Annotated in this window: 10 protein-coding genes, 1 pseudogene and 1 riboswitch; of the genes and pseudogenes, 9 read left to right on the top strand and 2 right to left on the bottom strand. The window is 54.5% G+C overall.

Features of this window, described 5'->3' with window-relative positions; genetic code table 11:
- Positions 1–56 precede the first annotated feature (56 nt).
- From NYE24_RS08730 to NYE24_RS08720, 3 genes are all read left to right on the top strand, one after another.
- Positions 57–866: a GNAT family N-acetyltransferase gene (locus NYE24_RS08730; RefSeq protein WP_342478485.1), complete on the top strand. Its 810-nt coding sequence runs from the start codon at positions 57–59 to the stop codon at positions 864–866.
- Positions 867–993: 127 nt separating this feature from the next.
- A complete protein-coding gene (locus NYE24_RS08725) occupies positions 994–2151 on the top strand; it encodes an AI-2E family transporter (RefSeq protein ID WP_342478484.1) in 1158 nt (385 codons plus the stop codon).
- Between the two features lie 20 nt (positions 2152–2171).
- A complete protein-coding gene (locus NYE24_RS08720; protein WP_342479216.1) occupies positions 2172–3653 on the top strand; it encodes a carboxylesterase/lipase family protein in 1482 nt (493 codons plus the stop codon).
- A gap of 649 nt (positions 3654–4302) precedes the next feature.
- On the opposite strand, the gene NYE24_RS08715 is transcribed toward NYE24_RS08720, so the two are convergent.
- Positions 4303–5481: a substrate-binding domain-containing protein gene (locus NYE24_RS08715; protein WP_342478483.1), complete on the bottom strand. Its 1179-nt coding sequence runs from the start codon at positions 5479–5481 to the stop codon at positions 4303–4305.
- Between the two features lie 232 nt (positions 5482–5713).
- A riboswitch (FMN riboswitch) is annotated at positions 5714–5861 on the top strand.
- 127 nt (positions 5862–5988) lie between these two features.
- Between NYE24_RS08715 and NYE24_RS08710 the strand changes: the two genes are divergently transcribed.
- Positions 5989–6951, top strand: a complete 963-nt coding sequence (locus NYE24_RS08710) for a DMT family transporter (protein ID WP_342478482.1) — start codon at positions 5989–5991, stop codon at positions 6949–6951.
- 147 nt (positions 6952–7098) lie between these two features.
- On the opposite strand, the gene NYE24_RS08705 is transcribed toward NYE24_RS08710, so the two are convergent.
- The gene (locus NYE24_RS08705) at positions 7099–8256 is read right to left on the bottom strand and encodes a hypothetical protein (RefSeq protein ID WP_342478481.1); all 1158 of its coding nucleotides are present in this window, start codon (positions 8254–8256) and stop codon (positions 7099–7101) included.
- A gap of 189 nt (positions 8257–8445) precedes the next feature.
- Between NYE24_RS08705 and NYE24_RS08700 the strand changes: the two genes are divergently transcribed.
- From NYE24_RS08700 to NYE24_RS08680, 5 genes and pseudogenes are all read left to right on the top strand, one after another.
- Positions 8446–9111, top strand: coding sequence for a stage V sporulation protein AA (locus NYE24_RS08700; protein WP_036698227.1), 666 nt, complete (start codon positions 8446–8448; stop codon positions 9109–9111).
- Positions 9108–9533: a stage V sporulation protein AB gene (locus NYE24_RS08695; RefSeq protein WP_036698225.1), complete on the top strand. Its 426-nt coding sequence runs from the start codon at positions 9108–9110 to the stop codon at positions 9531–9533. The genes NYE24_RS08700 and NYE24_RS08695 overlap by 4 nt, the downstream gene beginning before the upstream one ends.
- 1096 nt (positions 9534–10629) lie before the next feature.
- Positions 10630–12174 (top strand): annotated as a pseudogene (locus tag NYE24_RS08690) (spore germination protein); the annotation flags it as partial.
- A gap of 192 nt (positions 12175–12366) precedes the next feature.
- Complete coding sequence (lysA, locus tag NYE24_RS08685) at positions 12367–13701, top strand: diaminopimelate decarboxylase (RefSeq protein WP_036698223.1); 1335 nt, start codon at positions 12367–12369, stop codon at positions 13699–13701.
- 124 nt (positions 13702–13825) lie between these two features.
- The gene (locus NYE24_RS08680; RefSeq protein WP_341025911.1) at positions 13826–14257 is read left to right on the top strand and encodes a peptidylprolyl isomerase; all 432 of its coding nucleotides are present in this window, start codon (positions 13826–13828) and stop codon (positions 14255–14257) included.
- Positions 14258–14291 lie beyond the last annotated feature (34 nt).

Genomic DNA, 14291 nt, shown 5'->3' with positions numbered 1-14291 from the left:
ATTTTTTCCAAGAGGAGCATTACAATAGATAGAAAAGTCTAAGAGGGGGATGTTAAATGTTTGTGAGCTTCGGTCCGGAGGATGAGGTGCTGCACAACAATCCGTTCATGCAGGAAGAGGTGGAATATAACCTGATTCATCAGATCGCGGGGGATCAGGAAGCGATGCGGCTAAAGACGGAGGAGAATGATCTGATCTTCGCCCATAACGGCGGGTACAACTCGTGGTTATGGTTATCGCCGGAGCTGGATGAAGAGAGGCGCTGTTCCCTTGTCCGGCAGCTGGCGGAAATGCTGGAGGACCGCGGATTACCGGGGGTTAACGGAACGCCGGAGACAGGGAAGCTGTTCGCCGATGCGTACGGCGAGCTTACAGGAAAGACCTACCAGGTACGGATGATGATGGAAGCCTATCACTGCCCGCAGGTGCAGCTGCCGCATGGTGTCAGCGGGAAGCTGCATCAGGCGGAGCCAGGCGATATTCCGCTCATCGCCGGGTATTTAGCCGGATTCGTGCAGGATTGCTTCGGTATGGAGAGTGCACCGGAGGATCATCTGGACTATGCCGGGGCGGTCACGGAGTCCGGCAAGCTCCGTCTGTGGATCGACAAGGACCAGCCGGTGTCCATGGTTAATCTGGCTCATCAGTCTGCCAGACATGCACGGATTAATGAGGTGTACACTCCGCATGAATTCCGCAAGCACGGGTATGCCAGTGCGGCCGTAGCTGCCCTGTGTGCTGAGCTGCTCAGCAGGGACATAACGCCCATGCTCTATGCCGATGCGGCGAATCCCGATTCCAATAAGGTCTATCAGTCGGTGGGCTTCAAGAGGACCGGAAGTATTGTTGATTTGCGCTTTCAGTAAGCTGTCCCGGTTCGCTGTAAAAGAAGGCCTCCCTGATTTGACTTGCAGCCACAGGGTTACTATGCTTATACATAGTGCAAATAATCACACTTAACAGGTAAGAGTTGCAGCTAGGGGGCGGCAGGATATGGATAAACGGCAGGTATGGCCGGATAAATTCAAGAAGTTTTTTCTGAACAACAAGTTTGTGGTAGGTCTGCTGATTGCGCTGCTGGTGGGCTTAACGATACTCGTATTCTCAAAGATTCCGTTTGTGTTCAAGCCGCTGTCTGTGCTTCTGCATACGGTGGCAGCGCCGCTGCTGCTCTCAGGGATCGCCTATTATCTGCTGAATCCGCTGGTGGACCGTCTGGAGAAGAGAAGCCGGGTGAAGCGGGCGTACGGCATTGTCATTCTGTATCTGATTATTATCGGGATCATTACGCTGGTGCTGCTTATGGTCATCCCGATCATCCGCACCCAGCTCATGGGCCTGATTGACAACTTCCCCGTCTACAGTGATCAGATTCAGGAGGAGTTCGTCCAGCTTACCGGCAGTGAATTGTTCAATAAGATTCAGTCGAGTGTAGGTACGGACCTTAGTGATATCACCAGCAAGGTGACGACCTGGGCCACCACCTTCCTGAATAATGCCGTCAGCGGTGTGGGAAGCTTCGTTGGGACACTGACCGAAATTGTGCTGGCTGTAGTGACTACACCGTTCATTCTCTTCTATCTCCTTCGCGACGGCAAAAGATTGCCCGACTATCTCATGAGACTCATCCCTACCGCATTGCGGCCGCAGTCCCGGATGGTTATGCAGGAAATGAACAATCAGATCGCATCGTATATCCGCGGCCAGATTATTGTCAGCTGTTGTATCGGAGCGCTGCTCTATATCGGCTATCTGATTATAGGGCTGGAGTATTCGCTGGTTCTGGCGATCGTTGCCGCTTGTACGGCTGTAGTTCCTTATCTGGGGCCGGCTATTGCGATTACCCCTGCGCTGATTGTGGCGATGGTTACCTCACCGTTCATGCTGCTGAAGATGGTCATTGTCTGGACAGCGGTCCAGTTGATCGAAGGGAAGTTCATCTCGCCGCAGATTATGGGGAAATCGCTGAAGATTCACCCGATTACAATTATTTTTGTGATTATTTTTGCCGGAAAAATGTTCGGTGTGCTCGGTATCATTCTGGCGGTTCCGGGCTATGCCGTGCTTAAGGTGGTAGTGACCCATATCTTCCAGTGGTTCCGCTTCCGCTCCGGGCTCTACAGAGTCATTGAAGAAAAGACTGAGGAATAAAGCGAAAAGGAATGAGTGCAATGACAGGACAACTGGTGAATACAGCTTATGGGCAACTGCAGGGAGAAGCGGGAAACGGCATGAACGTATGGCGCGGCATCCCGTTCGCTGCTCCGCCGCTTGGAGAGCTGCGCTTCCGGGCACCGCAGCCGCCGCAGTCCTGGAGCGGCGTGCGGGAGGCTGTCAAGTTCGGACCGGTCAGCCTGCAGCCGGTCAGCACCAGCGGGACGCGGTTCGGAGGCACCACCCCTATCTATGATGAAGACTGTCTATATCTGAATGTCTGGTCCCCGGCAGTTGCGGAGGAGACCGAAGCGCTGCCGGTGATGGTGTGGATTCACGGCGGTACCTTCGTTACCGGCGCAGGCAGCCAGCCCATGTTCGAAGGCAGCAAGCTGGCCGTCTCCGGGAATGTCGTGGTGGTTACTGTGAATTACCGGCTGGGTCCGCTCGGCTTCCTGCATCTGTCTCCGCTGGGCAGAGGGCTGGGCAGTAATCTGGGCCTCCTGGATCAGATTGCTGCGCTGGAATGGGTGCAGCAGAATATCGCTGCCTTCGGCGGTGATCCGGGGCGCGTCACGGTCTTCGGGGAATCGGCAGGGAGCATGAGTATTGCCGCGCTGCTGGCGATGCCTGCGGCGAAGGGGCTATTCGCCCGGGCCATTATGGAGAGCGGGGCGGCGCAGACGCTGAATGAAGAGCTGGGCGGCCAGATTGCCGCCGCATTCCTGGCAGAGCTGGGCCTTCAGCCCGGCGGGGATACACAGCTTCTGCATACGCTGTCAGCCGGAGAGATCATGGAAGCCGCAGGCCGGATGGCGTACAAGCTGTCCGGAGACTCGATGAATATGTTTTTCCAGCCGGTTGTTGAGCCGGGCACCTTGCCGGTTGAGCCGGTACAGGCCATAGCAGCGGGAGCTGCCAGCGGCATTCCCGTGCTGATCGGAACGAATCTGCATGAAGGGAATCTGTTCTTCCGCGAGGGGCAGAAGACGGATAACTTCGAGCAATCGCTCAAAGCGCTGGAGCAGCTGATGGGCGTGGACGACCTCTCCGAGCTGACCTCGGATTACAGCCATACCTGGGAAGGACAGGCGGAGGTGCTGACTGACCTGTTCTTCTGGGCCAGCTCGATTTCGTTCGCGGAGAAGCAGCAGGGACATGCCCCCGTCTGGATGTACCGCTTCGACTGGACGGTGCCCGGGCATCCGCTGCTGGAGAAGGCCATTCACGGGGCGGAGATTCTGTATGTTTTCAACAACCTCCCGCTGCTGAAGCAGTATGGCCTGAACGTGACGCCGGAGATGGAGGCAGTGGCCGAGGCGATGCAGACCGCCTGGACTGCCTTCGCCCATAGTGGGGATCCGGCAGCGCCTGGACTGGATTGGCCGCAGTACACGCCGAAGACGCGGGCAACGATGATATTTGACCAATCCTCGCTTGTGGTGAATGACCCGGACGGGGAGAAGCGCAGACGGATTTTCGAACATTATAAGGGATAAGTTCAAAAATGCAGCCCTCGCCGGAGGAAGAACTCCGGGAGGGCTGCTGTCTGTATGCGGGCCGAATATATTCGAAAAAGCGAATACAATGGGCGGGTACAGTGGTTTGCGGGCGAATGTATGCGGGCGAATGTATGCGAAAAAGCAAATACAATGGGTGCTGCGATAAGGGAAGGGTCCATTGCTCCACAGCCAGTAACATTAATTGAGAAATCCTGCACGAATTGCAGCAATACTGTTCGATAGGAACGGTTTATGTTGAAATCTTGCATGAATTGCAACAAATCCAGCGCTAACTGACTCTAAACACCATAATTCCTGCAAATGATGCAACAATGTACCCCAGCCAGTAACAGTAATAGAGAAGTCCTGCAAAAAGTGCAACAATGCTGCCCTATACAAGCGGTGGGTGTGAGATAAAACTCTTAAATTGGCCAGACTTAGGCGGAGCGCCGGCTGAGAGGGAGAACACTTCAGAACGTATGCGGAAAACCGCACACATTGGGCAATGGCGGTGGTGTGTGGACCGAATGTATGTGGAAAACCGATTACAATGGGCAGGCGCGGGGTGTGTTGGCTGTATGTTATGCCATCAGAAAGCGATGAGGCACCAGCATCCTCTTATCTCTTTAGGATGCTGGTGTTCTGCCTATTTCACTGGAGTGTAGCCGGTCTTCTCAACCAGCTCCTGGCCCTCGGCGGACAGAATCCAGTCCAGGAACGGCTCGATGTTTGGGTTCGTGCTGCCGGCCGTTACGGCGTAGAACTCAGTCGTGAACGGATATTCTCCACTGCGGATGCTCTCCTTGGACGGTGGCACATCATCGATGGCCAGCAGCTTAATCTCATCACTGGCATTCATCTGTGAGGCGTAAAACAGGAAGCTGAAGCCCAGCGCATTCTTGTAATTGCGGTAGCTGGCGGTCAGGCTGATAATGCCGCTCATGACGTCTGCCACATTCTCCTTCGGCGGAGCCATAAGCTGGCGGTCCTCCATGATTTTTTGCAGCTTGGTCTGGCTGCCGCTGTCCTCTGACCGCTGGAATGCCCGGATCGGGTCATCCTTACCGCCGACCTGCTCCCAGTTGGTCAGGGTGCCGGAATAGATATCCTTAATCTGCTCCGTAGTCATGCTGTTGACCGGATTGCGCTTGTTGACGAAGAAGACGAACGCTTCGCGCCCGATCGGGGTAAGCTTCAGCTGGGCGCCTGCAAGCTTCGCCTGCTTTGTCTGGGCCAGCGAAGGCGCCGCAGCGAAGATGATATCGGCCTCTCCCGTAATCAACCGTTTGTAAGCCTCGGAGGTGCTGGTGCACACCACGAAATCTGTCCCTTCCTTCTGGACGAAGGGGGAATAATTATCCTGCGGGTAGACCGCTTGGGCAAAAGCCGAATACAGCGGGTACAGCGCTGTTGCTCCATCCAAGCGTGGCAGGTTCTCCGTGAGCTGGTAGGAAGCCTTACGGTTCAGGGATGCGGCTTTGGTATTTGCTGCAAAAGGGGCATACTGATTCAGATTAACCTCCTGCTCGCTAACCTCGGTCAAGCTGTTGATATAAGCTTGTCTAATCTCATGGCCTGCGGCTGCCAGCACACAGATTCCGGCAAAAGCGGCCAGGATCACCCGGCGTACCTTGCTGCTGAACAGGCCAAAGATGCTGAGCACGGAGAGTATAGCAAGCCCTGAAGCGACGACGAGGGCCAGCGGACCATAGAAGAGCATCCCTCCTGTAAAAGCGGCGATAACATAAGCCATGAAGCCGATGATGGCAAGGCCGGCCAGAGCTAGGATGGAATACAGCAGATTGGTCGGAAAACTTCTTTTCATAATAACCTCCAAATAGATCTCTATATTAGGGATGATAAATGTTCATACTATAGTGTAGCGCACACTGCCGTTTCTGCCAAATGAACCAGAACCTGGATGCGGCACGCAGATTGCGTTAGCAGAATGATGGTTTGAATGAATACTTAATGAAATATAATGATTATTTTCATAAAAAGCTGGACGAAATCAAAAATCAGAGGTATTCTGAGATTGTGAAAATAATAACAGAATACAAGATTCTCGGGGTAAGGTGAAATTCCTGACCGGCGGTGATGTTCGTGAGAACTAAGCCCGCGACTCGTTACTCTATCACAAGAGGAAGCGACTGATCTGGTGACAATCCAGAGCCGACGGTAAAGTCCGGATGGGAGAGGATCATAAGATAAAGGCGGCGGGTCTATTCCGTATGTCTTTATTGATAACAACCCCCGATGTTTGTCCTGTTTACAGGAGACACGGGGGTTTTTGGTCTCTATCGAGGGTTTGTATCGACAAGGAGAATGAAAGATGAGTAATGTATCTGCTTCATCCCAAGGCTTGCGTACCGCACCGGTGCGCAGCGGATTCTGGCTGGTGGTTATGGGGGCGGCCTTATGGGGCGTTGACCCGCTGTTCCGCATTATCCTGCTGAAATCCCTGACTTCGTCCCAGATTGTACTGCTTGAGCATGTTGTGCTCTTCCTGGTTGCCACTCCGGTAATGTGGCGTAACCGCGCAGAGCTGAAGGGTGTACGTCTGCGTCAGGCCGCAGCACTGCTAGTGGTATCGTGGGGCGGCTCAGCCGTAGCGACCATTCTGTTCACCAAAGCCTTATCCAACGGAGACTTCAATGCCGTGCTGCTGCTCCAGAAGCTTCAGCCCTTGTTCGCCATTGGTCTTGCCGCTGTTATTCTAAAAGAACGCTTGCCGCGCCATTTCGCACCGCTGCTTATCGTTGCCCTGGCCGGGACGTACCTGCTGACCTTCGGCTGGACGATTCCCTTCGGCCATGTGAACAGCTTCATGGGTGTAGGAAGCCTGATGGCGTTGGGCGCTGCAGCTTTGTGGGGCGGATCTACAGTTATGGGCCGCTATCTGCTGGGCTCAATGAAATATGAGACGGTAACCTCACTGCGCTTCATTCTGGCGCTCCCGTTGCTGTTCGTAATTACAAGTATGGAAGGCGCCCCGTGGCAGTTGAGCGGCGGAGTCAGCGGCTCGGCGGCAGTTGCCGTTAACCTGCTGCTGCAGGCGCTGCTGCCCGGACTGCTCAGCATGCTGCTCTACTACAAGGGACTGAATACGACCAAAGCTTCGGTAGCAACCCTGGCCGAACTCAGCTTCCCGATGACCGGTATTCTGATTAACTGGGTGGTCTATCAGCAGCTTGTAACCCTGCCGCAGATTGTCGGCTTCGCGCTGATCTGGACGGCGCTCTTCTTCATCTCCAGTCAGCAGCGGGATCAGCTGCAGCCGGCCAAACAGAATTAACTTCATAGCGCTACAGTCTGAGGGGACATACCCCAGGACCCAGCGCATCATAGTCAAAGAGGATGTTCCTACACGGCCGCGCCGTCCGGGAACATCCTCTTTGTTGTACTGCAGACGCAAGGCAAGAGTGCCGCCGCTGGAGTAATTTTATTTCAGATATGGAGTGACTTTGACACTCTTGTACTCAAGCTCCTTGATCTGTGCTGGTGCGATATACAGCCGGCTTGCCGAATTGAAGCTGTTAACAGGTGTAAGAACCGTGTGATTGCTACCATTTGTGATTTTATAGATATAGGCCGCGGAAGGGTCGCCTGTTGCGCTAATGTTCATGACTTCGATCTTCCAGCCGAGTGCCGCAGCAAGCGGCTTCACCGGTATCCACTCTTGTCCGCCCTTAGTGAATACGGTGGGTACATCGACACTTTTTCCGTCCAGATTCACATTGTATTCGTAGGCTAAGGTGATAGGCATGTCAGCGGCAGGCAGGTCTTTCAGCACCATATTCTTAGGGAAATTGACTTCCGGTCTGGAGGATGGAGGAGCAGGGAACAAGGCTTCAAGCTCGCGGTTGTCCTTGACCAGCCGTGATGATCCGTCCTTCAGATTATAGATCCATGGGAGGCGTTTGGGCTCGTTTTTGACATATTGCAGCAAACCCTTCGACAGGTTCAAGTTGTTCAAGGTCCCTTTCAGCAGCTCCTGCCGCTTCCCGGTGGACGGATCGAACGTACTGATCACATTCTGCCTGGCAGCCTCATTATATCCGCTTTCAAGCAGCGTATGCTGGTTGATCCACCGTGCATTGTAGTACCGCTGAGTAGAATAATAGACGGATACCTTGCCGGTCGCCGAGTTTCTCAGATACTGATCACCAAATTTCGCGACATAGCCCTCCGGCTGCCGTTCATAGCGGGAACGCTCCAGAACACCCCAGCTGCCGTCAGGGGAGAGGGTGTATTCGCTTTTGCGCACAATGGACTGGCTCTGCGTATCGTATACATAGGCTTGCTCCGGATCATCCATCCCCGTCAACTGTAAGTTCCCGCTGTCATACTTCCAGAAATGTTGAAAAGCCTCCGGCCATTTGGCATAAGTCCCGTCCGGCTGCCGGGCAATGACGGCATTGATGAACTGGTTCCCGTCCAATTGGCTCACAGAATATAGCTGTACGTTGCTGCTTTTGCTGGTATAGGAATCGTATACCTCGATCTTCTCGGCTGCATGTGCTGTGAGGGGTGCAGCGAATGCCAGAAGCATTGATGCAGACAGAGCCATCCGTAACGATTGGTGCAATGCTTTTTTCATATGAACTTCCTTCCTTTCTGTGTAAATAACTGTAACTATAGACGGCCCTGAGGCAGGAAAAGTTTCGGTGGTCCTGCGTAAGTCCCGATGAATTGCGGAGGGGAAGAGTAAAAATAAGCCTTTTTTCCCATACTACCCTTATTCTTGCCGTAGGACGGCATCACACCTGAGCTTAAGGAGGCCCCGCAGATGAACACTGATTCCCCGGCTACAGCCGTATATATCCAGCTTAAGAACCGGGTGACGGTGCCCAAGGGCAAGGGGGTGCTGCTGCGCGATGTCGCTTATCTGATCACTGAGCCAGCGTGGCGGGAGGCACTGTATACCCTGCTTGTGCTTCAGCCGAAGGAGAGTGACGGCAATCTGATCCTGGTTGATCTGCTGACCGTCATTCCCCGGATTCAGGAAGTGTACCCTGATGCGGAGATTCAGCCGATTGGCGAAGGCCGTACCATTGTACAGATTGAAGGTCCGTCTACGGCTGCTAAACCTTCTATAGCCCTGTTCGTGCTGGTCTGGCTGCTGCTGTTCTTCGGCTCTGCGCTGACGATTATGAATTTCCATGCCGATGTCAGCATGCTGGAGGTACAGATCCGGATTGTGGAGATGCTGACCGGCCGCAGGGACGAGCATCCTTATCTGTTTCAGATTGCCTATTCGCTGGGCATCGGGCTTGGGATGGTCATTTTTTTCAATCATTTGTTCAAAAAGAAATGGAATGAGGAGCCGACTCCCCTTGAGGTGGAAATGTTCCTGTATCAGAAGAATATCGATCAATATGTAATCAACGAGGAGTACCGCAAAATGAAACGCCGCAGTGACGAAGCACCCGGCAGCCGGGAGGGGGGCGCATGACGGCACCACTGTCGCTTGGACTTCATCTGCTGCTCGGGATTGCCGGGGGAATCGCGGTAGGCGGCGGGGTGATTGCGCTATTCGTAGTGCTGGACATCATCCCCCGGCTGGCGCAGCTCACCTCTTCCTATGACAAGGTTCACTGGTATGAGGGAGCGATGGTTGGCGGTTCCCTGCTGGGGACGGTGAGCGACTTCTGGAACTGGAAAATGGCGGCGGGCCCGCTGATTGAGCTGGGGGTCGGCCTGTTCAACGGCATATTCATCGGGATGCTGGCGGCGGCTCTGACCGAGGTGCTGAATGTACTGCCGATCCTGGCCAAACGTCTGCATATGACCCATCTGCTGCTTGGTCTCTTAATGGCGATGGTATGCGGCAAGGTGGCAGGCTCGTTGTTCGACTGGTTAGTATATCAACAGTAAAGGGGGCTAGGGCGTGAGGTACATTCACAGCGGTGATCAGGTAGAGACGGATAAAAAGAAAGACCGTTCTGCGCAGCAGAGCAGTGAGCAAAAATCACCGGAGCAAGCAGAGCAACCGGCTGCGTCCCAGAGCGGCAAGGGTCAGGAGCTGGAGGCGTCGGCGGAGTTGGGTGCGGTGACACGCCCGATTGAGGGCGGGCAGGAGAGCCCATCGGGCTTGGATACTCCGTCAGATACCGGTGGGGAGGATAGCGGCGGGAAGAATGCTGCAGCTGGAGAAGGTGCGGATGACGGCGGTCAGAGTGCTGTGTCTGGGGATGATGAAGCAAGCGGTGATGAGAACGCTGCACCTGGAGACACTGGGGCTGTTAGCGGGAAAGATGCTGCGTCTGGAGAAAGTGTGGCTGACGGCGCTCAGAGTGCTGCGGCTACAGATGATGAGACCAGCACCGAGGATGATCCCGCATCCGATAACGGAGACGATCAGGAATCGTCCGGCGGAGGGATCAAAGGGTTCTTCAGCAGTCTGTTTGGCGACGATGCCGGGCCGGAGGAGCAGGGCGGGGACGGCTCCGGTAATACGGATGGATCCAATCAGGAGATGGAAGCTGCGGATGAGCTGGGCAAGTCTGGTCAGCCGGAGGAAGCGTCTGCGGAATCCGGGAGCGGAGACCAGACAAAGGACCATTCGCAGCAGGGCGCGCATTTTGCAGGAGATTCTGCCTCCGCCGGTTTTGCTGGCCCGGAATCAGCAGATTCCGAAGGTGCGGGTACACCGGAGCAGACCGGAGCAGCACAGACAGTGACAAATAATTCAGGAACGGATAATTCCACTGCGGAGTCCGGCGTGGGACAAGGAACTCATGAGGACGGCAGAGACAAGTCACAGGACCTGGAAACCTCGGACGAGCTGGGGGCGCAGACGCAGGATAAGGGCCATAAAGGCTTTTTTGCCCGATTATTTGGAGATGATGAAGAGTCTGAGGATCAGGAGAACGGTCAGGAAGCTGATCAGCCACAGCAGCCGAAGCAGTCCGCCCCCAAGAAGGCCAAAGCCGGTCAGGGAGCGGATTCTGCAAGCAAACCCAAGGACCCCCTGCAGCAAAAAAGGGACAATGAACGCTCTGACTCCCTGGAGCAGTCGATTACGTATTGGCAAGGCAATGACAAGATTCCACAATCGCTTGCGGATGCCAAGAATACACTGACCGAAGTGCTTGGGCTGGGCTCATCCTTCGATATCGTGTTCAGGGAAATGTCCTTCGGCGGAAAACGCGCGGCCCTGCTCTGCATTAGCGGCTTCGCCAAGGATACGATTATCGATGAAATTCTGAAGCGCCTGACGTATCTGACCCCGGAAAATGTATCGACCGATGTGGTCGCCAGCTTCATGAGTGAGTATATTCCCCATGTTCAGGTGGAGAAAGGCGAGCTGTTCAGCGAGAGCATCAACAAAGTGTTAGCTGGCATGAGCGCGTTCTTCATTGAAGGGGAATCGCAGGTTATCATCATGGATACCCGTTCGTACCCTTCCCGCAGCCCGGATGAGCCGTCTATTGAGCGGGTGGTCCGCGGATCGAGGGACGGCTTCACAGAGACGCTGCTAAGCAACGTGGCTCTGGTTAGAAGACGTATCCGCGACCCCGGGCTGAAGCTGGAGATGCATCAGATTGGACGGCGGACCCGGACAGATGTCTGCTTAGCTTACATCGATGATATCGTGGATAAGACCCAGGTTCAGGCCGTTACGGACAAGCTGAAAAGCGTCAATCTCGACGGCATTCCCCTGGCGGACAAGCAGCTGGAGGAAGCGATTGTCGGCGGCGGCTGGAACCCTTATCCGCTGGTCCGTTATTCGGAACGGCCGGATATTGTCGCTTCCCATCTGCTGGAGGGCCGGGTGGTTGTGTTTGTCGATACTTCCCCGAGTGTCATGGTGCTGCCGACGACGTTTTTTGATTTGTGCCAGCATGCGGAAGAGAACCGCCAGACGCCTTTTATGGGGACTTATCTCCGCTGGGTCCGCTTCATCGGGATCTTTGCATCGATGTTCCTGCTTCCGCTGTGGATGCTGATGGTGCTCCATCCGGAGCTGAAGCCCGGCATGCTTGATTTCATCGGTCCGCAAAAATCAGCCAATCTCCCGCTCATTGCCCAGTTCCTGATCGTTGAGCTGGGGGTGGACCTGCTGCGGATGGCTGCGGTGCATACACCGACTCCGCTCGGCTCCGCGATGGGGCTGATCGCTGCCATTCTGGTCGGTGATATCGCCGTACAGACCGGGCTTTTTGTCAATGAAGTGGTGCTCTATATGGCGGTGGCCTCCATCGGGATGTTCGCGACGCCGAGCTACGAGCTGGGGCTGGCCAACCGGATTGTCCGGCTTGCGCTTCTGCTGGCGGTGGCTGCTTATGGCATCCCCGGCTTCATGATCGGGACGACGCTGCTGGTGGTGCTGCTGACCACACACCGTTCGTATAACTCTCCATACATGTGGCCGTTTATACCATTTAATGCAAAAGCTATGGCGGAGATCCTTCTGCGTCAGCCGGTGCTCAGCTCCAAAACAAGGCCATCCTTCAACAAAACAAGAGATAACACCCGGATGCCTGAGAATAAGGACGCCCCGCGCAAGTCGTAGGAAAATACAAATCAACTGCAAAAAAGTCCATTCAACGGTGTTCCCTCTGTCTGTTATACTGAGTATACTGAATAGCCCCGCAATAAGCCGGATTTGTATTCTGAGCATCTTTTACAGGAACGCATCGGGGCCCCAAATCATATACTAGACAGGGTGGATCGGATGATTCCACAGAAATTGGAGGACTGCGCAATGTTTTTACACGGGACGAGCCGAATCAATGATGCAGGGCATTTGGAGATCGGCGGATGTGATGTAACCGAATTGAAGGCGGAATATGGAACACCGCTATATATAGTGGACGAGCAATTGGTCCGCCGCCGCTGCCGTGAGTACATGGAGGCATTCACAGCTTCCGGTCTCGGGTTCCAGGTGGCTTATGCCAGCAAGGCGTTCTCGACGATGGCGATGTGCCGGCTTGCGGATGAGGAAGGACTGTCGCTGGATGTGGTCTCCGATGGAGAGCTGTATACTGCGCTGCAAGCCGGTTTCCCGGCGGAACGCATTCATTTCCACGGCAATAATAAGACACCGGATGAGATTGAGATGGCGATTGATGCTGGGATTGGCTGCTTTGTTGCCGATAATTTAGTAGAGCTTCGTCTGCTTCAGGCTATTGCTTCACGCAGAGAAGTGACCGTTAATATTCTGCTGCGCGTTACGCCTGGGGTAGAAGCCCATGCCCATCATGCCTACGCTTCTACAGGACAGACCGACTCCAAATTCGGCTTCGATATCGGCAACGGCTCGGCCCGTGAAGCGGTCAGCCTTGCTGACAGCCTGACGAATCTGAACCTGCTCGGCGTACATTCGCATATCGGGTCGCAGATTTTTGAGACCGAAGGCTTCCAACTTGCAGTTGAACGGATTGCCGAGTTCACCCGTACTATTAAGGAAGAGCTGGGAATCAGCTTCCCTGTAGTCAACCTGGGCGGAGGCTTCGGAATCCGTTATGTGGACGGCGATACGCCGCTGCAGGTCTCCGAATATGTCGCAGCCATCACAGATGCAGTGAAGACCCACTTCACCGGCATTAACGATTCGCTGCCGCAGATCTGGGTGGAACCGGGCCGCAGCATCGTAGGAGATGCCGGTACGACCCTATACACGGTTGGAACCAGCAAGGAAATTCCGGGTGTGCGCAAATATGTAGCTGTTGATGGCGGCATGACAGACAATCCGCGTCCGGCCCTGTATGAATCCAAGTACGAAGCGCTGCTGGCAAGCCGTGCGACTGAGCCTAACGTGGAGAAGGTATCCATCGCCGGCAAATGCTGCGAGAGCGGCGATATGCTGATCTGGGATGTTGAGCTGCCTAAGGTGGAGAGCGGCGATTTGCTGGCTGTGGCCTGCACAGGTGCCTACAATTACTCCATGGCCAGCAACTACAACCGTATCCGCCGTCCGGCAGTAGTATTCGTGCAGAACGGGCAGAGTGATCTGGTCGTACGCCGTGAGTCCCATCAGGACATTGTTGCCAATGATATCGTGCCTGCAAGGATTGCCAAACAGGCCGTTACGAAATAAGACCATAAGGCTGTACTATAGCAGCAGGCGGGAGGACTTCCCGCTTGCTTTGCTTTGTGCCACGTTTCATAGTAAACTAATAAAAGTGTTCTATATTTGTCATTTCGAAAGGGGTCATTTACATATGACTAAGCAAGCGAAAGTTACACTCGAAAACGGCGGCGTCGTGCTGATCGACTTGTTCGACCAGGATGCGCCTAATACAGTAGCTAACTTTGAGAAGCTGGCAAAAGAAGGCTTCTACAACGGATTGTTGTTCCACCGCGTGATTCCAGGCTTCGTAGCACAAGGCGGCTGCCCGAATGGAACAGGCACCGGCGGTCCTGGATACACCATCAACTGCGAGATCAACCCGAACAAGCACGAGCGCGGCTCCCTGGCTATGGCCCATGCCGGCAAGAACACAGGCGGAAGCCAGTTCTATATCGCTTACGCTCCACAACCGCACCTGGACGGAGTACACACTGTATTCGGTAAAGTGGTTGAAGGCATGGACCTGGTTGACGCTTTCAAAGGCCGCGACAAGATGACGACCGTTGAAATTGTAGAAGCTTAATACAAGCATTCCATAGACGCTATAGGGCGAGGTT

Origin of the sequence: Paenibacillus sp. FSL H7-0350 (assembly GCF_038593195.1) — a bacterium.
Lineage (GTDB): Bacteria > Bacillota > Bacilli > Paenibacillales > Paenibacillaceae > Paenibacillus_AQ.
This window is presented reverse-complemented; position numbering and strand designations above follow the sequence as displayed.

What these genes read in the sequence shown, in the direction of transcription:
- NYE24_RS08695 (WP_036698225.1), top strand. Translation starts at nt 9,108, where the DNA reads ATGACGGCACCACTGTCGCTTGGACTTCATCTGCTGCTCGGGATTGCC.
- lysA (WP_036698223.1), top strand. Translation starts at nt 12,367, where the DNA reads ATGTTTTTACACGGGACGAGCCGAATCAATGATGCAGGGCATTTGGAG.
- NYE24_RS08715 (WP_342478483.1), bottom strand. Translation starts at nt 5,481, where the DNA reads ATGAAAAGAAGTTTTCCGACCAATCTGCTGTATTCCATCCTAGCTCTG.
- NYE24_RS08720 (WP_342479216.1), top strand. Translation starts at nt 2,172, where the DNA reads ATGACAGGACAACTGGTGAATACAGCTTATGGGCAACTGCAGGGAGAA.
- NYE24_RS08725 (WP_342478484.1), top strand. Translation starts at nt 994, where the DNA reads ATGGATAAACGGCAGGTATGGCCGGATAAATTCAAGAAGTTTTTTCTG.
- NYE24_RS08710 (WP_342478482.1), top strand. Translation starts at nt 5,989, where the DNA reads ATGAGTAATGTATCTGCTTCATCCCAAGGCTTGCGTACCGCACCGGTG.
- NYE24_RS08705 (WP_342478481.1), bottom strand. Translation starts at nt 8,256, where the DNA reads ATGAAAAAAGCATTGCACCAATCGTTACGGATGGCTCTGTCTGCATCA.
- NYE24_RS08700 (WP_036698227.1), top strand. Translation starts at nt 8,446, where the DNA reads ATGAACACTGATTCCCCGGCTACAGCCGTATATATCCAGCTTAAGAAC.
- NYE24_RS08730 (WP_342478485.1), top strand. Translation starts at nt 57, where the DNA reads ATGTTTGTGAGCTTCGGTCCGGAGGATGAGGTGCTGCACAACAATCCG.
- NYE24_RS08680 (WP_341025911.1), top strand. Translation starts at nt 13,826, where the DNA reads ATGACTAAGCAAGCGAAAGTTACACTCGAAAACGGCGGCGTCGTGCTG.